The 24,039-nt window shown below is 49.6% G+C and carries 15 protein-coding genes; 8 read left to right on the forward strand and 7 right to left on the reverse strand.

Annotation, left to right across the window (positions count from 1 at the left end):
- Positions 1–11 precede the first annotated feature (11 nt).
- The 4 genes from truA to rsmD form a co-directional block, all read right to left on the reverse strand.
- Positions 12–848 (reverse strand): tRNA pseudouridine(38-40) synthase TruA, encoded by an 837-nt coding sequence (gene truA / locus B0681_RS04505; RefSeq protein WP_407661958.1) that lies wholly within the window; start codon positions 846–848, stop codon positions 12–14.
- The gene (locus B0681_RS04510; protein WP_078317566.1) at positions 845–1,846 is read right to left on the reverse strand and encodes an asparaginase domain-containing protein; all 1,002 of its coding nucleotides are present in this window, start codon (positions 1,844–1,846) and stop codon (positions 845–847) included. The genes truA and B0681_RS04510 overlap by 4 nt, the downstream gene beginning before the upstream one ends.
- A gap of 92 nt (positions 1,847–1,938) precedes the next feature.
- Positions 1,939–3,057 carry an aspartate-semialdehyde dehydrogenase gene (gene asd / locus B0681_RS04515; protein ID WP_078317731.1) on the reverse strand — a complete coding sequence of 373 codons (1,119 nt, stop codon included), beginning with the start codon at positions 3,055–3,057 and terminating at the stop codon, positions 1,939–1,941.
- Between the two features lie 219 nt (positions 3,058–3,276).
- Positions 3,277–3,906 (reverse strand): 16S rRNA (guanine(966)-N(2))-methyltransferase RsmD, encoded by a 630-nt coding sequence (gene rsmD / locus B0681_RS04520; RefSeq protein WP_078317732.1) that lies wholly within the window; start codon positions 3,904–3,906, stop codon positions 3,277–3,279.
- 233 nt (positions 3,907–4,139) lie between these two features.
- On the opposite strand from rsmD, the gene B0681_RS04525 reads away from it, so the two are divergent.
- The 6 genes from B0681_RS04525 (at position 4,140) to adk (ending at position 11,014) form a co-directional block, all read left to right on the forward strand.
- Positions 4,140–5,471, forward strand: coding sequence for a hypothetical protein (locus B0681_RS04525; protein WP_407661967.1), 1,332 nt, complete (start codon positions 4,140–4,142; stop codon positions 5,469–5,471).
- A gap of 138 nt (positions 5,472–5,609) precedes the next feature.
- Positions 5,610–7,619 carry a heme lyase CcmF/NrfE family subunit gene (locus B0681_RS04530; RefSeq protein WP_078317733.1) on the forward strand — a complete coding sequence of 670 codons (2,010 nt, stop codon included), beginning with the start codon at positions 5,610–5,612 and terminating at the stop codon, positions 7,617–7,619.
- Entirely contained in the window at positions 7,619–8,194 is a 576-nt protein-coding gene (locus B0681_RS04535) for a DsbE family thiol:disulfide interchange protein (protein ID WP_078317568.1), read from the forward strand. Before B0681_RS04530 ends, B0681_RS04535 begins: the two co-directional genes overlap by 1 nt.
- 9 nt (positions 8,195–8,203) lie before the next feature.
- Positions 8,204–8,728: a cytochrome c-type biogenesis protein gene (locus B0681_RS04540; protein ID WP_078317569.1), complete on the forward strand. Its 525-nt coding sequence runs from the start codon at positions 8,204–8,206 to the stop codon at positions 8,726–8,728.
- Between the two features lie 9 nt (positions 8,729–8,737).
- Positions 8,738–9,997 carry a c-type cytochrome biogenesis protein CcmI gene (gene ccmI / locus B0681_RS04545; protein ID WP_078317570.1) on the forward strand — a complete coding sequence of 420 codons (1,260 nt, stop codon included), beginning with the start codon at positions 8,738–8,740 and terminating at the stop codon, positions 9,995–9,997.
- 363 nt (positions 9,998–10,360) lie between these two features.
- Positions 10,361–11,014, forward strand: coding sequence for an adenylate kinase (gene adk / locus B0681_RS04550; RefSeq protein WP_169835681.1), 654 nt, complete (start codon positions 10,361–10,363; stop codon positions 11,012–11,014).
- A 57-nt stretch (positions 11,015–11,071) separates the two neighbouring features.
- Here adk and B0681_RS04555 read toward each other — a convergent pair whose 3' ends face one another.
- The 3 genes from B0681_RS04555 to B0681_RS04565 all read right to left on the reverse strand — a co-directional run bounded on the left by B0681_RS04555 (position 11,072) and on the right by B0681_RS04565 (position 15,765).
- Entirely contained in the window at positions 11,072–13,213 is a 2,142-nt protein-coding gene (locus tag B0681_RS04555; RefSeq protein WP_078317572.1) for an esterase/lipase family protein, read from the reverse strand.
- 166 nt (positions 13,214–13,379) lie between these two features.
- Positions 13,380–14,255, reverse strand: coding sequence for a tetratricopeptide repeat protein (locus tag B0681_RS04560; RefSeq protein WP_228143860.1), 876 nt, complete (start codon positions 14,253–14,255; stop codon positions 13,380–13,382).
- A 184-nt stretch (positions 14,256–14,439) separates the two neighbouring features.
- Positions 14,440–15,765: an MFS transporter gene (locus tag B0681_RS04565; protein ID WP_078317735.1), complete on the reverse strand. Its 1,326-nt coding sequence runs from the start codon at positions 15,763–15,765 to the stop codon at positions 14,440–14,442.
- 108 nt (positions 15,766–15,873) lie between these two features.
- Between B0681_RS04565 and B0681_RS04570 the strand changes: the two genes are divergently transcribed.
- On the forward strand, positions 15,874–18,678 hold the full coding sequence (locus tag B0681_RS04570; RefSeq protein WP_078317573.1) for an autotransporter assembly complex protein TamA: 2,805 nt from the start codon (positions 15,874–15,876) through the stop codon (positions 18,676–18,678).
- A gap of 214 nt (positions 18,679–18,892) precedes the next feature.
- Positions 18,893–23,938: a translocation/assembly module TamB domain-containing protein gene (locus B0681_RS04575; protein WP_078317574.1), complete on the forward strand. Its 5,046-nt coding sequence runs from the start codon at positions 18,893–18,895 to the stop codon at positions 23,936–23,938.
- Positions 23,939–24,039 lie beyond the last annotated feature (101 nt).

Raw genomic sequence — 24,039 nt, forward strand, 5'->3', positions numbered from 1 at the left:
GCCTTATTTGACTATTTCGGCAAATTTAGCCAAAGAGGTGTCAGTGGCTCATCAGGCAGCAGCGTCTGGAAGTGCTCTGGATAATAGGCATTGATAAAATATAGCCCATCAGCGGATGCGGTCGGCGGTGCCAAAGTGCGATCTTTGGCGTGTATCAAGGGTATCAGTTCATCCACTGCCATCTCACCACGACCGATGGCAAACAGCGCACCCATGATGTTACGCACCATGTGATGCAAAAAGCCATCGGCTTGGATATCCAGCACCAAGTATGCCCCATGCGTGAATAAATCGGCATGACTAACCGTACGCACTGGCTGATTGGACTGACACGCCGCCGCCCGAAAGCTGCTAAAATCATGCGTACCAACCAGAAGCTGACTTGCTTGTATCATCTTGTCGATATCCAAGGGTGCGTATTCATGCGTCACCTGATGGCGCAAGATGGCAGGGCGATAGGGCTGATTGAGTGTGATGTAGCGATAGCGTCGTGCGATGGCGCTGAATCGAGCATGAAACTCAGACGGCATCGGCACCATCCAGCGTAGCGCGATGTCATCGGGCAGCATGCTATTGACACCGCGTAGCCAGTTATACACAGGACGCTTGGCGTGCGTGCTAAAATGCGCCACCATATTGCCTGCATGGACACCTGCATCCGTACGACCTGCAGCGATAAGCTCGATAGGCTCATTGGCGATTTTGGACAAGGCGTTTTCGATGACGGCCTGCACGCCAATGGCGTCGATTTGACGCTGCCAACCACGGTAGTTTGTTCCGATAAATTCAATCCCAACGGCATAGACTTGTGCTGGATGGGGTGCTAATTGCTCAAGTTGATCCATCATTGATCTGCTACCCAGTTTGATGCGGTCAATTGATCATTCAAGGACAACCATAGCGCTTGTCCATAGATGGCTGCGATGCTGAACTCACCACCTGCGATGACGCCATGTGCATATTGCCAAGCACCAGCGGCATAGGTGCTACTCACACCACCAAAAGCACACATCGTCGTGCAGATGACGGTGATTTTTTGATCGTGTAGCTGATCTAAGGCGGTTTTGATGGCAGGTGTTGATGGTAGATTGCCAGAGCCATAGCCAATTAGGATGACCGCTTTGGTATCCATGTGTAGATTAATGAGATCATACGCCAGCTGATCAGCATCATTTGGCAGAGCGTAGATTGCTTGAATGCGGGTATGGCTGGCTTTATTAAGAAGTTGTGGTAACTTTAACAGTTTATCCGTGATACGCTGACTGTCTGTCGATGGATTGACACCGCCCAAAGTGGCAGGCGTGCCGACAAAGGCATCATGGATTTGGCTGTTGATTTTTTGGGTATTTTTAGCGTCAAATGTCTGGCGATAAAACTGTACAAACACGCCCGTATGTGCGATAGCAATGTCCAAGGCACCGCTAAGATTTGTCCATGCATCACTGTGTGGGTTGATTTGATGTTCGGCAACATCAGGGATGAATAAAGGCTGCATACTGCCTGTGATGACAAGGCTAATATCAGTCAAATCTTGCAGTGCATTTGCCAAAAATGCCGCCAAAAAGCTTAAGCTGTCAGTCCCTGTGATGAGAACAAACTGGCGTTTGCCCAATTGATAAGCGTGTAATATCTGCTGATAAAATGCCACAAAGTCCATAGCTGTCAAGGTGCTAGAATCCTTGATGATCTCATTTGGCAAAATCTCAACCGTATAGCCATGTGTCGCAAGCTGTGTTTCCAAAATTGGCAAAAACACATCGGCAGGTAGTGGGGATAACGGTGTGCCATGACTGCCAAAAGTGCCGCCAGCATAGATGAGTTGTACGGATGGATTGTTTGTGGTCATAATATCATCAATAAAAATAGGTTGGCTTATTATAAAGCAAAGCTGACAAAAAAGCACATCGAAATCGATGTGCTTTTGATGGTGTGTCTATCTTAGATGCGACCTTGTAGGATGGCCAGCATACGGCGTAGTGGCTCGGCAGCACCCCATAGCAGCTGATCACCGACGGTGAACGCAGTCAGATACTCGCCACCCATGTTCATCTTACGCAGACGACCAACAGCGACATTGAGCGTGCCTGTGACGGCGACAGGGGTTAGACGCTCCATGCTGGCAGGTTTGTCATTTTCGACGACATCTAGCCATGGATTGTCGCTTTCACGCAAGGCGGCTTCGATTTCTTCTAGTGGAATGTCTTTTGTTAGCTTGATGGTCAGTGCTTGGCTATGGCAACGCATCGCACCGATACGCACGCAGATACCATCGATGTTGATTAGATCATTGCCTGATTTGCCAAGGATTTTATTGGTTTCGGCTTGACCTTTCCATTCTTCACGAGATTGACCATTCTCAAGCTGGCTGTCGATATACGGGATTAGACTGCCTGCCAAGACCGCACCGAAATGCTGTTTTGGGAAGCTGTCACTACGCTGTGTATCGGCGATGGTCTTATCGATCTCAAGAATGGCAGAAGCAGGGTCAGCAAGCTTATCAGCGACCGAATCACGCAGTACGCCCATACCGCTGATGAGTTCACGCATATTGTTGGCACCAGCACCTGATGCAGCTTGATACGTCATCGCTGATACCCATTCTACCCAGCCGCGGCGGAACAGTTCGCCGATCGCCATCAGCATTAGACTGACGGTACAGTTACCACCGATAAAGTCTTTTTTGCCATTGGCAAGGGCGGTATCAATCACATCGCGATTGACAGGATCTAGGATGATGATGGCATCATCTTCCATGCGTAGCGAGCTGGCTGCATCAATCCAGTAGCCATTCCAACCGCTGTCACGCAGTTTGCCATGTACAGCTTTGGTGTAGTCGCCACCTTGGCAGGTGATGATGGTATCGCATTTGGCAAGTTCTGTGATGTCATTAGCATCTTTTAAAGTGCCTGCATCCACGCCAAAGTCAGGGGCTTTGCCGCCAGCGTTACTCGTTGAGAAGAATACAGGCGTAATGTGTGCAAAATCGCCTTCTTCAATCATACGAGCCATCAGTACAGAGCCAACCATACCACGCCAGCCAACCAGACCAACTAGCATTTTTTCTGCCATGTTAAAATTACCTTTTGCTTGGTGAAAAAACCCAATCAAGACCATCACGATTGGGTGTCATGTAAATGGATAACTATGCCTTGTTATGACCAAAAAATCAAGTATTTTTATGAACTTTTGTACACTAATTTTTTGGAAAAACCAAACTTATGGTTAAGTATCGCGTGCAGAGTGCTGCTTGGTGCGTAAGTTTGGCATATTCACACTTTATTCAAAATCTGCCAAGCCCAGCAAATAAGCGCGCGCTTGTCCGACTTTGGTGGATTTTATGATCTCAAATCGCGCACGCAGCTCGCTGCCAAGAAGGCTGTCAATTTCTCGATCTGCTTCTAGATAAATCAGGCCATCGGCATGGATCAACTGACGATCGATCACAGCTGCCAAAAGCGGCTGCCACAGATCCAGTGCATAAGGCGGATCGATGAATAACAGATCAAATGGCATATCCATCAGCGACACCGCAGCCACAGCATCGGCATGTAGAATCTTGCACTGATCGGCTATGCCTAGTAGCTTGGCGTTGGTTTGTAGTTGTTTGGCCTGCGCGCTGTTCGCCTCAATCAAGGTTGCGTGAGCGGCACCACGGCTGATGGCTTCAAAGCCCAGCGCACCGCTGCCAGCACAAGCATCAAGCACGCGCGCATCGGTGATGTGACCTGTCAGCCAATTAAAAATCGTCTCACGCAGCCGATCGGGGGTGGGGCGCAGTCCATCGGCATCGATGAAGCTGATCAAGCGGCGTCTGTGCTGCCCACCGATGATGCGTATTTGATTGGTGCTGCTGGATTTTTTGGAAGTTTTGGCTTTGGCTGATGAGGATTTTTTGAGGGCTGTCATGGTGCGTAACTCTGAGTATTTTACCTGTATTTTGCGACTGTTTTGGCTTATTTTACTGGATGTTACGGTTTTGTGATAGTCTTTGGCCAAAAAAAGTGGTCGATTGGCATTTGTGTGTTTTGATGGCACAAAATCACAGATTTTCTCCCAAAGCGCGGCAGATCTGTGCTAGAATAAGGGTTAAATTTTAGGCAAATTTGCCATCGCTGCCCATTTATCTTTTAATGTTTTAGATCATTGCTATGTTTTCATCTGTTTGGCAAGCCTTAAGCGAACACCCAGAGTTCATCGCCATGCTGACGATTCCGCCAGTGACGGCGTTCGTGACTTGGGCGCATGTGTGGATGGCGCTTGAGATGCTGTTTTATCCCATCAAATTTTGGGGCATTCGCATCAATAATATGCCATTTGGGCTAAAGGGCTTGGGCTGGCAAGGCATCGTGCCTGCCAAAGCAGGGAAAATCTCTGGCAAAATCGTCGATCAAACCTTATCAAAACTTGGCTCGCTCGATGAGTTTTTTCAGGCGATGGAGCCAGAAGAGATGGCAGAGTTCATCACTTTGACGGTCGATAAAAACCTAGAAAGTCTCATCGATGAGATCATGCTTGAGCGTTCTTATAATCTGTGGACGCACATGCCTTATGCCATCCGTCGCCGAATCTATTCGCATGTCCATGCCAAGCTGCCAGACATCATGAAATCATTGGTGATGGATCTGACCTATAATGTCGAATCACTCGTCGATATGCGCCAGATGATCGTGTCTAAAATGGAGAGCGATCGCAAATTGATGGTCGATATGTTTTTGCGCGTCGGCAAAAAAGAAATTAACTTCATCTGGAAAATCAGCGCACTGATCGGCTTTGGCTTTGGTGTGGTGCAGATGGCAATTTTTTATTTTGTACCGCAGCATTGGACAGTGCCTTTTTTTGCGATGGTGTGGGGTGCTTTGACCAACTGGATCGCCATTTGGATGGTGTTTAATCCTGTTGAACCGCGCTTTATTCCATTTGTTCGTCTGTTTCGTTATGAGATGGTCGATGGCCATAAGCGCATTCGATGGATGCGACCGCACTGGCACACCTACAGCTGGCAGGGCGGCTTTATGAAGCGACAAGATGAGGTCTCAAGCGTGTTTGCTGAGATCGTCGTCAAAGAGCTGGTGACGCTTGAGAACATCATGCATGAGATGATGTACGGCAGCCGTGCGGATCAAACGCGCGATTTGATGAAGTCGCATTTATACGGCATGCTTGAAGAGCCTGTGGTGGCGACGACGCTGAAGATGGGCATGAATGAACAAAGCTTGGATCATTTTAAAGACATGATTTTGGATAAATCGATCGATGCCACCATGGTGCCGATTCGCGATCCAAAGCTCAATACTTCTCGAGCCAGCAAGATTTTTGGGCTGTTTGAGGGTCGCATTCGCGCTCTGACACCCAAAGAATTTCAAAATCTATTAAGACCAGCTTTTCAAGAAGATGAGATTACCTTGATTGTCCTTGGTGGTATCACAGGCTTTTTGGCAGGCTGGCTGCATCTTGTGGTGGTGTTTTTCTAATTTGTCGGCGGCCATATCGCCGCTTTTTGTGGATATAAGTCAGATCAAGCAGCCGCATGCTTTGCTTGATCAGTCACTGAGTTGATGGCATTGATCGAGCGTTATGCCAATCAATGTACAGCAAATGAGTATCATACTATGCTAATAACAGAACTTGGATATTTTGCGCTATTACTGGCCTTTGTGCTTGCGATATTGCAGGCGATTTTGCCCGCCGTTGGGGTGATAAAGCGACAAGGACAGTGGCAGCGGCTGGCTCCAAGTCTGGCGATGGCGCAGTTTTTGGCGATGGCGGCGTCTTTTGGCGCGCTCATTGCAGGCTTTTTGTATAATGATTTTAGTCTGGTGTATGTCGCCAAGCATTCTAATAGCCTGATGCCGTGGTACTACAAGCTGTCTGCCACTTGGGGTGGTCATGAAGGTTCGTTGCTGCTTTGGATGACCATCTTGGCCACTTGGTGCATGTTGGTGTCGGTGTTCAGTCGTGGGCTGCCGCTCGATATGCGCGCGCGTGTACTGTCTGTACTGGGTGCAGTGCAGACCATGATGCTGGCGATGCTGATTTTTACCTCATCACCATTTGATCGCGTGCTGCCGAATCTGCCCGTCGATGGCGCGGATCTAAATCCGATGCTCCAAGATCCAGGATTGATTTTCCATCCGCCGATGCTGTATATGGGCTATGTGGGCTTGGCAGTGCCGTTCGCGTTTTGTATGGCGGCATTATGGGCAGGTCGATTGGACGCGACTTGGACGCGCTGGAGTCGTCCATGGGCGCTGACGGCGTGGGCATTTTTGACCTTGGGCATCGCGCTGGGTTCGTGGTGGGCATACTATGAACTGGGCTGGGGCGGCTGGTGGTTCTGGGACCCTGTTGAGAATGCCTCATTAATGCCTTGGCTTGCTGCCACAGCATTGGTGCATTCACTGGCTGTCACCGAAAAACGCGGCGTTTTTAAGGCATGGACGATTATGTTGGCGATTTTTTCGTTTGCGCTGAGCCTACTTGGGACTTTTTTGGTACGCTCAGGTGTGATCACCTCGGTGCATTCATTCGCCGCTGATCCGACGCGAGGCCTTGCGGTGCTGGCGATTTTGGCGGCGATCATCGGCTTTGGTTTGTTGATGTTTGCGCTGCGCGGCTGGAAGCTGACGGTGGAGAGTAGCTATAAGCTCAAATCACGCGAAACCGTTTTGGTTATTAATAATCTAATCCTGCTTGTCGCCACACTGGTGGTGCTGCTAGGAACACTGTATCCGATCATCGCTGACTTCTTTAAGCTTGGTCAAGTTTCTGTTGGCCCTCCGTATTTTAATGCCTTGTTTGTGCCATTGACTTGGCTGCTTTTGGGCTTTATGGGCATAGGTTCGATCTTGCGCTTTAAATATGACAGCCGTCCGCTGCTTGCGACTGTCTTAGCGTGTGCGCTCAGTGCCTTTGTGTTAGGTTCGGTGTTGGCATACATGGTGCCGCAGCTGGCGGAATTTCCTCGCTTTGACTATAGTGTGTATGTCTCAGGCATCTTATCGTTGTGGGTGCTTGCGTTCATCATTGCTGACATCAAAGATAAACTAAAGCACCATAAAGGCGGTCTATTGTCAGGTCTTGGCAAATTGACACCAAGCTATTGGGGTATGCAGATTGCGCACATTGGTGTCATCGTCTGTGTGATGGGTGTGGCTGGCGTGAGCAGCATGAGCATCGAAAAAGATGTGGCGATGACTGTCGGTGATAGTGTGCATGTCCAAGGCTATGATTTTTATTTGCAAGAATTTGAGACCATCAAAGGATCAAACTACGATGCCACTCAGGCCACCATCACCGTCAAACAAAACGATCGATTGATCAGCACGCTGTATCCCCAAAAGCGCAACTATGTCGTCAGCATGATGCCGATGACTGAAGTTGGTATTCACACCAGCTTATTAAATGAAATGTATGTGGCTTTGGGCGAGCCGATCACCGCTGACAATGGCCAAACCGACATCAACACTTGGGCGGTGCGAGTCTATGTCAAGCCGATGGTGCGCTGGATTTGGTTGGGCGCGATCATCATGGCCTTGGGTGCATTCATTGCGATCATCGATAAGCGTTATCGCCTCTCAAAAGTCAAATCCATCAGACGAAATGATACAGGAGCATTGTGATGACTCGAAATAAACGCCTTTGGGTTTTTATCATTCCTTTATTGGTTTTTGTGGTGCTTGTGGTGATGCTGTTTCGCCAATTGGGCAAGCCCACCGAGGTCAATACCAGTCGCGTCGTCGGGCAGCCTTTGCCTGAATTTAGCTTACCGCTTTTGTCTGATACCGCACGCCAAATGACCAAAGCAGATCTGCCAAACAGCCCATTTTTATTAAATGTCTGGGGTTCATGGTGTCCTACTTGTTATGTCGAGCATCCTTTTTTGATGCAGCTACATGCCAAGGGTGTACCGATGGTGGGCGTTAATTATAAAGACGAGCTGCCTGATGCATTGGCTTATTTGAATGAATATCAAGATCCTTTTATGTTTTCTATTCAAGATCTGTCGGGTGAATATGCGCTTGATCTGGGTTTGATGGGTGCGCCCGAAAGTTATGTGGTTGGCGCTGATGGCGTGGTGTATCAGCACATCGTCGGCGAGGTGGGTGAGATGAATTGGGCTCAGATCGAGTCGTGTATGACCACGGTGGCTGATGCAGCGCTCGACCGTGATGCTAAGCTGGCTGCATGTCAATAGGGGAAACAGATGAAAACATCCATCATGGCTATGATGCTGGGTTTGTGCGTTACAACGGCTGCTTTGGCGACCAATATTGAGCTGTATGAATTTGATTCACCTCAACAAGAAGCGCAGTATCGTGGTTTGATCGAAGAGCTTAGATGTCCAAAATGCCAAAACCAAAATCTGGCAGCTTCTGACGCACCCATCGCGCAAGACTTAAAACAAAAAACCTATGAGATGGTCAAAGATGGCCGCACGGATACCGAGATCCGAAATTATATGTTTGAACGATATGGCGACTTTATCAGCTATAAGCCGCCTGTGCGACCCTCGACTTGGATTTTGTGGTTTTTTCCGCCTGTACTGTTGGTGCTGTTGATTTTAGGTTGGTTGTATAAAGCCAAAAAAGGCCGTGCGGCGACCGTCAGTGATACAGCTGCGCCACTGTCTGCCAGTGAAGAAGAGAAACTGGCCAAGATTTTGTCGCAGCATCAAGATCGGCTGAATCACTCGACAAAATCCACCCCTCAAGATTCAGATAAAGCATAAGGCAGCCAAATGACACCAAGTTTGATTTTATTTTTTTCGTTATGTGCTGTACTGACAGTGCTGCTGTCGATAGTGGTGATTTTGCCATGGATGCGTTCGCGGCCAGTCACGGACAATCAGCTGATGGTGGTCAATGTGCAGGTCTTTGGTGAGCGCATTGGCGAGCTTGAGGCGGATCGAGCGGCGGGCAATCTGTCTGAAGCTCAATACCAAGCACAAATCACCGAGCTAAAACGCCAGCTGCTTGAGGCGCAAACTGTGGCAGAAGCGCATGCCCCTGTGGGTGCCAAAGGTCGTGCCATCGTGCTGATCTGGATCCCGATTTTGGCGGCGATCGCTTATCTGACCACTGCCGACCGCACGCCTGTTTATGCGCTGTGGCAAGCCCAAGACAGTGTCGGTCAGGTCGCTGACGATCTTTTGACTGGCAAAATCGATGCACCGCCTGAGTGGGCGACCAAAGATTCGATGGCATTGATCAGTGCCATGCAGACCAATGTGCATCATCATGCCTATGATGCCGATCGCTGGATGCGTCTGTCAGAGCTGTTTATGATGCTCGAGGCGCATCCACAAGCACTCGAGGCTTTGTCTCGTGCCAATCGACTAAGTCCTGATAACCAAGAGATCGCCTTGACTTATGCGCAGACCAGTTTCTTTGTCAATGAAGGTCGCATGGATGCGCAGTCGCGTGAGATTTTGGGTGATATTTTGGCCAAGTCGCCCAAGCATGAGGGTGCGATGATGATGATGGCGATGGGCGAATCACGCGCTGGCAATTACCCAGAAGCCAAGGCGTGGATCGCCAGACTGCGCTCAAACATCGCATCGCATTCAGGTGATCGCAGCGAGGCTTTGGCAAGTCTGGATAAATTGATGGATAACATCACCGCCCAAGAAGCTGCCGCTGCCCAAGGTGTGGCCATCACGGTGCATATGGCACCCAATCTAGCCGCGCAGATGCGTCCTGATGACATTTTATTTGTCTCTGTGACCGATCAAGCCGGTGGTGCGCCTTATGCTGTCAAGCGTATGGCAGCAAGTGAACTGACTGCTAATGGTGTCGTCGTGCGTCTCAGTGATGCTGATGCGATGATGCCTGGCCGCACGCTGTCATCAGGCCGTGATGCTGGCACGACACTGGTGGTGAATGCGCGCATCAGTCATTCAGGCAATGCCATCGCTGAATCTGGAGATCTGGCCGCCAACCCTGTGGTGCTGGATAAACAAAATCAGATCAGCTTAACGATCTCACAGATCATCCCTTAAGGCATTGATTTGGGTTTGATGGCTCAAATTGATGGGATGTATCGCATCAAAGACTTGGCTTAGACCAAGTCTTTTTTTGGCTATTAGCATGGCATCCATAATCCGCTCACAATGCATACATTGACTGATGGGTCATGATTTATTAAAAAGTAATCGAATTTTGCCGATTTTGATGAGATTTGGAGATGGATTTCCTTAAATTGTCACATTAACTTGTGATTTCATCGGATTTTATGATAAAAGCCAATAAAAGCACTTGAACAATTAGCCAATGTGTTTTATAGTGGGTGTGTTTTTGTTGGGTAAGTTTACTTACCGTATTTTACTGTCATTGGCAGATTTTGATTTGGAGAGTTTATCATGATGCGCATCATCCTATTGGGCCCACCAGGTGCAGGCAAAGGCACTCAGGCTCAGCTGATTTCAAAAGAATTTGGCATTCCACAAATCTCAACTGGCGATATGCTCAGAGCTGCGATCAAAGAAGGCACAGAACTTGGTAAATTGGCCAAAAGTGTCATGGATGCAGGTCAGTTGGTGTCTGATGATCTGATCATCAATCTGGTCAAAGATCGCATCAGTCAGCCAGACTGTGCCAATGGTTGCATCTTTGATGGTTTTCCACGCACCATCGCGCAGGCTGAAGCGCTGTCAGCAGCAGGCGTGGATATTGACTATGTCATCGAGATCAGCGTACCTGATGATGAGATCGTCAGCCGCATGTCAGGTCGCCGCGCGCATCTTGCCTCAGGTCGCACTTATCATGTGGTGTACAATCCGCCAAAAGTCGAAGGCATTGATGATGTGACAGGCGAGCCTCTGGTACAGCGTGATGATGATAAAGAAGAAGTCGTACGCGATCGCTTGTCTGTGTATCATGCACAGACGGCAGCGCTGATCGATCATTATCAACAAGTCGCTCAATCAGGTGAGAATGCACCAGAATATCATGATTTTGATGGCACCAAGGCCATTGACACCGTGCGTGACGAGATTTTTGCAGTATTAAAATCTTAACTGATCATCACGATTAAGCCCAAAGCACTGACGCTTTGGGCTTTTTGGTTTTGTGGATCAATGTAACAGATGCTGATGCAGAATTTTGCGCAGCTGTACGATGGTCTTTGGATTTTCGTGAATGTTATGTCTGCCTGTGATGATGGTTTCTGAGGCAGCGCCTTCTAGGTGCGAGCTGTCATAAGGCACGACACCATCTGAGATGGCAGCACCGACAGTATCGACACTGTCTTGATCACCGCGATGATTGCCGACGATGGTGTGATAGCGCACCGATGGGCTGATTTGTACATCCTCGGTCAATGCCACAAAGGAAGATCGATCCGACAGCTGGCTTGCGCCATTTTGAAGATACAGCGATCCCAAAAAGCTTTGGGCGCTACCTTCACCGCTCAAAGCTCCAGTAATGGACTTGGTGAGTTCTACCGGCAGGCGAATGACACGCCGCGCTGCTCGAGTGAACCAGCGATCGGCATAATCGGTACCACGATGCGGCGCAGAGATGAACACGGCCTCATCGACCTGTGGCAAGGCCGATAGCATCAGACGATCGTTGATGGCTTGGCGTTGATCTGATGGGAGGCGGTTGATCAGCTGATACTGTTTTTTGTCATCAAGTCTGGCCAGTGCCGCAGTCAAATCGGTATCAGACACCAGCATGCGTGAGATCACACCGCCCATGCTGTGGCCGATGATCACAGCATTGCGACTGGCGCGATCTTTACCTGTGGGATCGACGGCTTGGAAAGCTTGGCGAATCAGCTGATGGATTTGATAGCGATTTTCAAGGATTGGCAGGTTCGTTGAGTAGGCGATCTGCCAGACTTGATAATTGTCATTAAGCTTAGGATCAGATAGCAGCGTGTTGGTGAGGTTCACCCAAGTGGCTGGACTTGATGCCAAACCATGCAGCATAATGATGACTTGTTGATCGGGTTGATAAGGCTTGAGCATAAAAAGCTCGGGCAGCGCCATGGCATCTTGACGCGAGATCATGTTCATCAGTGAGATCTGTTGCAGCTGATTTTCACTCAGCCACAGCGCATAGCCAGCAGAAAAATTGGCTGTCAAAGGATGATCTGTGCCGTACATCGTGATGCTGGCTTGTTTTGAGGGATTAAAAAAGTAAGCATCAAACTCGTCGGCAGCCAGTACTTGTTTTAGATCATCGCCTCGAGGCTGCACCATTGCAGTCAGCTGTACATGACCTGCTGGATGGATGCGATCATCCAGTGGTTTGTTGGGTTCGATATTCATCTTGCGAGCGCTGACGGTATGACGGTCATGAATGGCGCCGATAAAACTCACCCCAAGGCCTGAGCGCCGCGCATTGACATCCAAGTTCACCAATCTTGAATCATAAGCTGAAATCAGATCAGAAAACAGCGCTCGATGATCATCAGAGTCAGCCAAAATTTTTTGCAAATAATCATCGGCGGCCACAGATAAGTGAATGGTGTGCTTTTGGTTTTGATCTTGGCTATAAATGGTGCTGATCGGTAATTGATTGTGATTGGTTGTGGTTTTTGAATTTGGCACATCATCGATCTTGGCATCGGCAAAAATACCTCGATCAGCGCGATAAATCTGTGTCACCAGATCATTGATCGCCAAATGATACAAATCCAGCGTGCGCACATCGGCATCTTGGGCGATCGGCGAGGGTGCTTCTGCACCGCCCAGACCGTGATAAAATAAATAAGCATAGCTTAATTTGATCGTCTGATACAGCGCCTCACGGTACTGGGCTGCGCACATTTGCTTGGCCTCGCTCTGCGCGCGCATGGCTTCATCGCTCAGTGGCGCATTGGCATAATACGGATCGATCGGCGGACGATCCAGCTCAAGTCGGCAGGCGTCTTGGGCGATGAGCGTCTGTGCGCGGGTATAATACAGCTCGCTTAAGACCGCAAGCTTTAGGCGGCTGGGCGTCTCAACCAAAAAAGTGGCATCGATGGCTTGGATACAGTCCTCAAAATCTGCCATGCAGCTTTCTTGGGTATGACCTGATGAGACCAAAATCGAGCGCGTGGCAGCACTGACTGCAGAGGTGGTGACGATGCTACTACGCGACTGCTCGAGCAACTTGGCTGGTGTTTGCTTGGGTGGTGTCAGTGTGCTACAGGCGCTCAAGGCGATCAAAGCTGTGATCGCCATCAAGCCACGAAGCGGCTGTGATAGGGCTGTAAAAGGTTTCATAAGATGATGTTATGTCTGTCTGTGGGCGCGGTTTGTATGCTTTCATAGCCCAATCAGACTCGATGGCTATGAATGAGATTTGACAAATTCGGTCGTTGACTAATTTGTTTATCATAATAAAAAGCATCCGCACAATCAAGATGCGCGGATGCTTTGGGTTGGTTTATTATTTGATGGGTTTCACATCAATGTCATCGGCTTTTAGATTCCAGATATAATAGCCGCCATTTTCGACGATGTTAATCTGTTCGGTCAACTGGGCATTGTCAGGATGCTTAGCTGCCAAATCACGCAGGCGCTTTAGGGCTGCACTGCGATTATCACCCAGCAAATCAGCTTGGGCGATGCTTTGCTCAGCATCGATGCTGCCTATGCTGATGGCTTTGTCCAGATACTTACGACCCTCTTTAAAGGCACCCGTTTCAGACAGCATCATCCCAAACAGATAATTAGCTTCCATGTCATCAGCGCGCAGCTGTAGTGCTTTTTGCATGTGCGTGCCAGCGCGCAGGGTGTAGGTAGTGCCCAGATTTAGGTTGCGAGCCATGCCGTTTAATTTGGCGGCGCGTAGCACCACATCAAATGAGGCATCTGGCGCAGCAGCATGTGGCTCGATCCAGTCTGATAGGTGTTTGATGTTTTCGGTGGTGATGTACTCAGCCGTACGACTTGGGAAATTGGGTGGATAGTTGCGTACATTTGGCGAGACATCGTTGATGAATTCATCAATCAAAGTCACATCAAGTACCTTGGTGCCTGAAGTATTGGCAGGGATGGTCACAGTGCTGATGTTCTTAATCTCAGTGACTGAAATGTTTGGGGTCGGTAAGCCTTGCACTGAGGTCTGTAGTAGATTTGCGATGCCTGGCTGAGGAATGATGACCTCAGTGATTTCACCGCGCATGGCAGGCGCTTGAAGGGCTGCTTGAGCGGCTGCACTTGAGGCAGTACTGATCGATGCGGTCGGCAAAGTGGCTGTGTTTGCGATGGCAGCGCTGCTCATCAAAGCGCCAACGATTGCGACAAGTGATACTGTTTTCATAAAACCATCCGTTTTTTAATTAAACCAATAAAATCATGCATCGCCGTTGTGCGCCTAATGCACTGCTAAAAGCTTGGGCGATGGCTTGATAAATTTATCAAATCATAGCAGATTTCATACTGCTACAGGGTAAAGATTTACAAAAATTTGCATAAAATATTGCGCCAGTGTTGCTGATTGCAACTTATGATAACATCGGTGTGTCATCGGTATTGATGGGCAAGCTGCGATCGTATTTTGTAAGTTTAATATATAAAAACGCACCCACCACGACATTGACCACGGCTGTGATGGCAAATAGCTCAGGCAGGGTCATCATCGCCAAGACCACGATGGCAAAAATCGCTGAGACCACCATAAATAGCGCATTAAAAATGTTATTAGCGCCGACAATGCGCGAGCGATGCGCGATCGGCGCGTAGGCTTGCATCGCGGTATAAAGCGGTACGATATACACGCCGCCGCTAAAACCCAATAAAAACAGCTCGGCAAACACAGGCCAAGTATCACGATGTGCGATCAACTCAAAGATGCCATAAGGCTCAACTGGTGCTGGCAGCGACAGTTGATTTAATGAAAAATACAACAAAGCGGCAAAGAGCGTCAAGCCTGCCAAGCCAAAAGGCAGCAGCCTAAAGCTGACTTGGTTTTTGGTGAGTGTTTTACACAGCAGTGAACCGATGGCGATGCCCACCGAAAATAAGGTCAATAAAAAAATCACCACCGATTCATCACCATGCAACAAAACCTTGCTAACCTCAGGGGTCTGCGTCAAAAAAGTCGCGCCATAAAACCAAAACCAGCTGTTGGCCAAAATGATGAAAAATAACAAAGGCAAGCTGTACAGATATTTGATGATGCCATAGCTGGTACGCACGATATTCCAATCGATGTCAAGATCAGCGGCGCGCACGGTGGTTTTTGGAATTTGGCGCGCTGCCAAATAGCCCAAAATCGCCACAAAAATCGTCACCGCAGCCAGCCAATATTCGGACAAATACAGCTGGGTGAGTACACCAGCTAGCATCATACCTGTCAAGATGGCAAGACTGGTACTGGTCTGAAATAAGCCATTGGCTGCCACCAATTCATCGCGGTGCATGGCCTCAGGCAGATAGGCGTATTTGATGGGGCCAAAAAAAGTTGACTGCGCACCCATCATAAATAAGCAGATGAATAATAAGCTGTAAATCTCAAAGATAAAGCCGATGGCTGCCACCGTCATGATGATGATCTCAAGCAGCTTGATGCGTCGAGTGAGTAAAGATTTTTCGTATTTATCGGCGATCTGTCCTGCCAGCGCCGAAAATAAAAAATACGGCAAAATAAATAGCATCGCTGCCAGATTATTTAATAAGCTGACTTCCATACCCAGCTTGACGGCGGCTGAATAGGTCAGCACCAAGATCAATGCCTGTTTAAAGACATTGTCATTAAACGCCCCAAAAAATTGGGTAAAAAACATGGAGGAAAATGCGGATCGGCGAAATAAGTTAAGCTGGCTTGCCATAATAAAAACTGCATCTAAACAAGGGGCGGTGAGTGCAAATTGGTCTTTCATCACTCATAAACTCTGCTATAATAACAGAAATTTTAGTTTTTATCTTGGGTTTTTTGTATGCCAAAGTCGGTTTTGATGACAAATCGGATATTTGTCCCTGTGTCGTTGGTATTTTATTTGCCGCTGATGGCCTCTCAGGCGATGGCTCAAGATGCAGTGACGATGACATCTGTCGCACCAGTGGCGCAAATTCCCCAAAATATCGATGCGCCCGCCAATGGTACTGCACTTGGCCAAAAACCGACCGCGCCTACATTACTAACGCCTGAACAAATCCAAGATAGATTGAATGCCGCCAAAAACCAAGCACTGCCTGTCAGCTCAAACATCGCCATGTCCACCGAGCAGATGCCGATCGCGCGCATCAACGAGCCAGTGCAGCCGATTGGCCTTGACTTGACGCAGCTAAAAGACAGCACGCCTGTGGCGACCGATGAGCTGCTTACCCAAACCCCGACTACCCAAAACCCAACCACCCAAAACTCGAGCACCACAGGCATCGATCCGCGCGAGCATATTCCAGATTATCAAGGATCGACAGCGCCCACCGAAGTGGCGATCGCCCCAAGCATCGAGCCTGAGTCTCCAGGCGTGATACAGCGTCTGTATGATCGGCTGTTTAATGATGGTGTCAGTAAAGTACCGCGCCTAAAAGCCAATTTTTATCAAGCGGTAGAGGGCGGTGAGCCTGCCAAATTAAAATCCGCCACCCAAAAAATCGAACCTTATGCCAACATCAAAGCAGCGATCGAAGATGTCACCCAAGAGTCGGTGATGGATCTGTCCACTTCGGTGGCGCGCCTTAAGCAAACAGCGCTGACAGCCGCGCGCGCTGTGGGCTATTATGAGGTGGATCTTGCCATTGTGCGCACCAGTGTCGGCGAGGTGGATGTGATCATTCACGATCTGGGTCAGCCAGTCAAAGTCGAGCAGCAGGCTGTCGAGGTGCGCGGTGCAGGCAGTGGTGATGCTGCCTTTCAGAGCGCGGTGTCGTCAGTGGCATTGCAGCCAGGTGATGTATTTCATCATGGCAACTATGAGAGCAGTAAATATCTCATCGAAGATGTCGGCTTAGAACAAGGCTATTTGGATGGTCGCTGGTTGGATCATTCAGCTGATGTGATTTTGCCTGATAATATCGCCGATGTCAGCTTGATTTATGACACAGGTGAGCAGTATGATTTTGATGAGGTGGTGTTTTTTACCATCGATCATGACACAGGTCAGCTTACCACAGATCCAGATAAACTGCCTGTCAAACCCAAGCTGCTTGAACAGCTGCTCAGCTTTAAGATGGGTGATGCCTACAACCGCCAATCGGTGCGCGCACTGTCCAATGATCTGCTTGCCACAGGCTACTTTAATATGGTCAATACCGAAGCGGTCTTTCCTGAACGCGGTCAGCTTGACAATGCTCAAGTCAGCTTTGAGCAGTCATCAGGCAGCACAGCGCCGATGAATGAAGCATCACTTGAGCCTGTGATTGAGACCCTGACACTTGATGATGGCACGATGGTCGATGTGGCGCCGATCGAGTTTAGCGCGTCCAGTCTCATCCAAGACAAGCTGGATCTGGTCGCTGCCAAAGCGCGCCGACTGTACGACATGCCAGATGATCGCGTCTTGGCGATCGATAACAGCAGCGAACAAAACCGCTCTATCTTAGGCCGCATCAGTGATGCCATCTCAAGCGTCGCACGGGCGATCCTGCCAGATGAATCAGACGCTGACCCTTTTAATATGCCAGAGGGCGTGGAGCGCCCTGAGCTGGCGGGTCGCAAAACACCCAATGAAGTGTATCAGACCAAAAAAGTCCCATTGTACATTTTCGTTGCCAGTGATAAGCCGCGCGATGGTCAGATCGGTGTGGGCTGGGGATCGGATACAGGTGCGCGCGCCATTGCCAAATTTGAGCATAATCTGGTGAATCGCGATGGCTATCAAGCAGGGATCGAGCTGCGCGCTGCCCAGAATCAAAAAGGCGCTAAGCTGTATGCCACACGCCCGCTGAGCCATCCTTTAAACGACAAACTGCGCGCAAGTCTTGGCTATGAAGAAGAGGTGATCGCCCAATCCACCAATGGCTTTGATTTGACGACGCGCACACTTGAACAAAGCCTAAGCCGTAACATCGTCGTCGATAATGGCTGGAATCGCACTTATTCACTGCGCTATCGACTTGATGAACTAGAAACCCAAGCAGTCCCAGAGACTTGGCAAGATTTGCCAGTGAACTTCATGGATGGCAAACCCAGCCAAGAGGCGCTTTTGGCAGGTTTTGCGCTGCATAAGACGGTCAGTGACAATCAGGTCAATCCGATGCGCGGCTATCGTCAGCAATACTCGATCGAGGCGGGGACTGACAGCGTGATTTCAGATGCTAATATGGTCATCGCGCGTGCTGGCGTGAGCGGCGTGTACAGCTTTGGTGATAATGCATATGGCAAAGATCGCGCGCATCAGCTGATTGGCAGTCTGCAAGGCGGCTACATTTGGTCGGATAATTTTGAGAATGTGCCGTATCGTCTGCGCTTCTTTGCTGGAGGTGATCAGAGTATCCGTGGCTATAATTATAACAGCTTATCTCCAGTGTCGGATAAAGGGTATTTGACTGGCGGTCAGGTGTTGGCCTTGGGCAGTGCTGAGTATAATTATGAATTTATGAACGGACTGCGCTTGGCGGTGTTTGGTGATGTTGGGAATGCCTACGACAAAAATTTCACCAACGAAACCAAAATCGGTGCTGGCGTCGGTGTGCGCTGGGCGTCACCTGTCGGGCAGGTGCGAGTCGATGTGGCGACGGGCGTGAACGAGCCTGACAATCCCATCAAGCTGCACTTTTTTATTGGAGCGCCATTTTAAAGGTATGACAAAAGCCTGCGTATCTGATCTGCATCTTAAGGCGCGGCATCAGCAGTTATTGGATGATATATTCAATGATGAATCAAAATTGATGAAAAGAGTTATCAGTTAAGATAAGCCAATATTTGGCGAAAATTGACCGCAAATTAATTGATAATTTTTCCCATTTGTGATTAAATGGCATATTTAAAAAAACGATGACAACAGGCGATCTATGACCCATCAGGATAATTCACAGCCACACCCATCGACAGCATCGAAGCGTGCTGGGGATGCGACTGGGTCTTTTTCGCCTAATCAATCGCCTGTCAAGCCACCCAATCAGCCCACCAACCCAACGCCGAAGCGACCGCGCTGGATGATCTATCTGATTCGTCTGCTGATCACAGCCATCGTTGCGACCATTTTGCTGCTGGTGGCACTGTTCGCTGTCACAAGTAGTGAGACAGGCTCAAAATTTTTAATCGAAAAAATCGCGCTGGAGACTGGCACTGAGCTAAAATATACCGAAGGCTCAATCCGCCGCGGCGTCTGGGTTTCTGATGTCAAAATCGCACAAGGCGAGGACATTACCGTCACCGTCAACCGCGCCTATGTGCAGCTGGGCTGGCGAGCATTGTTCGCGCGCCAAGTGCATCTGGTCAATCCTGACATTGATAAAGTTAAAATCACCAACAAAAAACCCTCTACAGGCGAGCCATTTGATTATGCTACCATCAGCCTGCCTGTGACTTTAGTGCTACAAAATGCACGCGCCAATGAGATCATCTATGATCAAGCAGGCAGCGAGCCTGTGATGTTGCATAGCATCCACATGCCATATGCCAAATGGTCAGGCTCTGAAGTTGAGATCAAAGACAGCGCGCTCAGCTACGGTGATGTCGTCGATGTCAGCCGAGCCACTGGCACCATCACGCTGTCTGATCACTACCCACTTAAGATGGATGCTGATGTGCATGTATCGGCGCTTGATGGCGTGTATTTTGATACTTTGGCCGTAAAAGCAGGTGGCAGTCTCAAGCGTACCGTCGGCACAGTGAGTAGTCGCTATAATCAGCATGATGTCACAGGCAGCTTTATCGCCCAAGGTTTGGATAAAAACTCACCGTTTAGTGCGCGACTGGATTTTGATGAGGTGTTGTTGCCTTATGCCGAAGAGCAACGCATCATTTTGAGCAATGGCAGCATTACCGCTGATGGTGTGGTTTCGAACATTGAGCTGCGTATTAATACCGATCTTAGCGCCAAAGATATCCCGAGCGGTCATTACCAAGGCCGCGGCATCATCAATGATGGCGGCATGCAGATTCCATATTTAAAAGCCAACACACCAAGCGGCACGCTGATCGCGACAGGCGATATGCGCTGGTCGGATGAATTTGAGCTGGATGCGACCATCTCAGGCGATGGCTTTAAGATTCGCGAGGTGATGCCTGTTGAGTATCGCGATTATCAGGCTTATCTGCCGCAGACGCTCACAGGATCATTGGGCGTGCGTTATGCATTGCTTGATCGTAGTAATGGCGATACGCGCTTTGAATTTGATCTGAATCAAAAAGATGGTGAGCGCATCCAAGCCACACTCGCCCAGAACCAACAGATCGATGATGCGCCATGGCGAATCGATGCCACTTGGGCAAATCTCATCCGTCATGGCATCCCTCAGATCGGCGAGATCAACAGCCGCCAAGGCAGCGCTAATATTCGCCTAGAAGAGGGGCGCACTTTCATCACCGCCGATGCTGACATCATACGGCTTAATGCTGCACCTAGTGGACGCTATGCCATCGAGGCGAACATCGAAAAGGGCGAGCGGCTGCATTTGACCGATTTTTATTATCAAGGGGTGATCGGGCAGCTGACAGGTACGGGGCGGTTGGATTTTGCGACCTTGACACAGCCCTTGCGGTGGCAGATGGATCTGCGTGCTGACCCACTGCGTGCCAATGCTTATTTTGATACGCCCAACAAGACGCCATTTGAGACCATCACAGGTCGTATCATCGCCACAGGTCGGATGCGTGATGATCAGGGCGCAAGCGTGCATGATGTTGAGATCATAGACAGTGATCTGGATGCGCGCATGCTTGATGGTGCTAAGGTGCATCTGATCGGCCGCGGTGCTGGTGTGGTGCGCCTTAGAAATGGTGAGATCGAGCATTTGACCGCCGAATTTGATGGCGATGTCGATCAAAGCCTATTGCCACAGCTGCGCCAATCGACCATCGGAATCGATGTATCAGGGGATCTAAATGCGCTGAATATCAATCGAGCAAGCTTGATCAGTGAGTCAGGCAAGGTATCGCTGGCAGGCAAGCTTAAGCTCAATGACGGCATCGGCTGGGATGTCACAGGTCGCCTCGATGAGGTGGATACCGCGAAATTTGTGAATAATAACAATCTCATCGCCGTCATCACAGGCGATGTGGCAAGCCAAGGCAAATACATCGCTGGTAATATCAGTGAGCTTGCGCTGAAATTCGATGGCGGTATCCGTAATGAGCGCCTGCCTGATGGCAATGTGTCGATTGACTTGGCAGGCTCGGGGTCGCGCTATGTAATCCACCGCTTAACACATCAAGGCGGCGCTGGCGGTCTGGATGCCTCAGGCTGGGTGGATATCAGCCGCGGTGTGGCGTGGCAGCTGGATGCGCAGATGAATGCTTTGAATCTCGGGGCTTTTGTGCGCAGCCTCAATACGCATCTAAATGGGCGCATCGGCATTACAGGCACTTGGCAAGATGATATTCAAGAGCTTAACATCCGCGATCTGGATGTGACTGGGATGTATAACAATCAGCCACTTAAAGCCAGTGGCAACCTGTATGCCAAGCTGTCGTTGCCTAAGGATTTGGGTGCTTATATCGATCAGATCAGACGCAGCAGCCGACGACCCACCACCACCGATGAGCTCTTGGATCTGCGCGGTCGTATTGATGCCAATGCGCGCCAAGCCCAAAACATTATCCATGTGCTTGATGCCAATGATCTTAATATCCAGATCGGTGACAATCTATTGGCGATGAATGGTGATCAATCACGGCTGACCACCAGCATCAATGTCAGCGATCTGGGGCAGATTGTGCCAAAAGCAGCAGGCGCGATCCAAGGCGGCGTGATCTTGATCAATGACGATAACGCCTTGCCGACCTTGTATGTCGATGCATCAGTCAATGCGCTTCGCATGCCAAACTTGGTGATCCAAAATGCCCAAGTGCTTGGCAAAATCGTCAATCTGGGTAATAGCGACAGTCAGCTGCTGATCCAAGGCAATGACATCATCGCCATGGGCAGGGTGATTAAGTCTGCACGCGTTGATTTTAGTGGTACAGAAAGCGCACACACGCTGACTGTGGCCACCAAAAGTGGCGATATCGAAGCAGCGGCACATGTGGTAGGATCGCTGGATCGCAATACGATGCGCTATACTGGCGTATTGTCCGACAGCTTTATCCAAAGTCGCTATGGCGAGATGGCGCAGCGTCAGCCGAGTGAATTTAGCTATGGGCTAAATGATGGTAGCATTCAAGTGGCAGCACACTGCTGGCAGACAGCACACATCCAAAATGATGGTGTCGGCGTGCTGTGCCTAAAAGATCCGCTCAGCTACACGCCGACCTCAGGCCATGTGAATTTGGTTATCCAAAATCTCGATACGCAGGTGTTCTCAGCGGCATTGCCAAGTGACATCCAATGGCAATCAATGCTTAACGGCCGCGTGCTGGCATCATGGCGTCAAGGCGCTAAGCCGACCGTCGATGCAGTGCTGTACTCAGATGATGGCAGCATCGGGCTTACCCAAGATGACACAGGCTATGTCGAGATGCCGTATCAACGCGCCTCAGTGATCGCTAAGAGCGTCGATGAGGGCTTAAAGATTCGCACAGATGTCTTGGGTTCGGCAGGGCGTGGTTATGCCGATGTCATCATCGATCCATATGGTCAAAATAAGCCGATCTCAGGCGCTTTGGTGATGAATGATCTGAATTTGGCAGTCATCAGACCGTTTTTCCCGAATATCCAAACGCTGACAGGGCGTGTGAATCTGGCAGGTGGCTTGGGCGGCACTTTATCAAAGCCATTATTCTATGGCAATGCCGATCTGACCGATGGCGCGCTTGCCGTCGTTGGTGTGCCGCTGCCGTTATCAGAGATCACCGCGCAGATGAATATCCGTGGCACCAATGCCACCTTGGATGGCAGCTTTAAGGCTGGCACAGGTGAGGGTCTGCTGATGGGAAGTATGGATTGGGCGAATGAATTACAGGCGCGCTTGACGGTATCGGGTGAAAATTTGGCCGTCAACCAGCCACCATTGGTGGCAGCACAAATCAGCCCAGACCTACAAATCACCGTCCGACCCACCCAAAAATATGTCAATATTCAAGGCGTGGTCAGTGTGCCAACAGCGACCATCCGCCCACCTGAGGCGACGGCAGACATTGTAGCTGAGTCGCCTGATGTGACGGTGCTGGATCGTCGTATTACGGGCAATATAGATCAGATCTTAGCGCAGGTAGAACCTTGGAGTATCAATGCCAACATTGGCGTGGATCTGGGCAGAAATATTGAATTCCGTGGCTTTGGCGCGCGCGTGCCACTGGCGGGAGCGCTGCATCTGACACAGTCAGGCCAAGGCGTGATGCAGGCGCTCGGTGTGGTGCAGGTCTCTGAACGCACCAAGATCGATGTCATCGGCCAAAATCTTGATTTGAATTATGCTCAGATTCGCTTTAATGGCGATCTGACCAATCCGCGCCTATCGATCGAAGGCGAAAAACAAATCGAAGGCCAAACGGTCGGTGTGCGCATCCGTGGTACGGCGGCAGATCCTGACATCACGGTATTTAATGATGCTGGCTTGGGCGAGCAGCAGGCGATGAATGCGCTGATCACAGGGCGCATCAGTGAAGCCAGCGACACAGGCATCACCGAGCAAGGTTTCCGCTCACAAGTGACCAACCACTTGGCGGCAGCAGGTCTTAGCCTTGGCTTGTCAGGCACGCGCGAGATCACCAATCAAATCGGTCAAGCGCTCGGCTTACAAAGTCTCACCATCGATGCATCGGGTAATTCGGATGATACCAATGTCAATGTCACTGGCTACATCACACCAGATCTGTACATCCGCTATGGTGTGGGCGTGTTCAATGCCGAATCTAGCCTATCGATGCGCTATCAGCTGACTCGCCGTGTCTATATCGAGGCGACCAGTGCCACCGAGAACATGGTGGATGTGATTTATCGTTGGAAATTTTAATGATTTTCGATAAGGTGTCAGAACCAATCAATGCACGAACTTATGCCATCAACAGCCAAAAACCCAAAAAGCACCATCGGCTGACAGTGCTTTTTGGGTTT

Origin of the sequence: Moraxella porci DSM 25326, assembly GCF_002014855.1 — a bacterium.
Lineage (GTDB): Bacteria > Pseudomonadota > Gammaproteobacteria > Pseudomonadales > Moraxellaceae > Moraxella > Moraxella porci.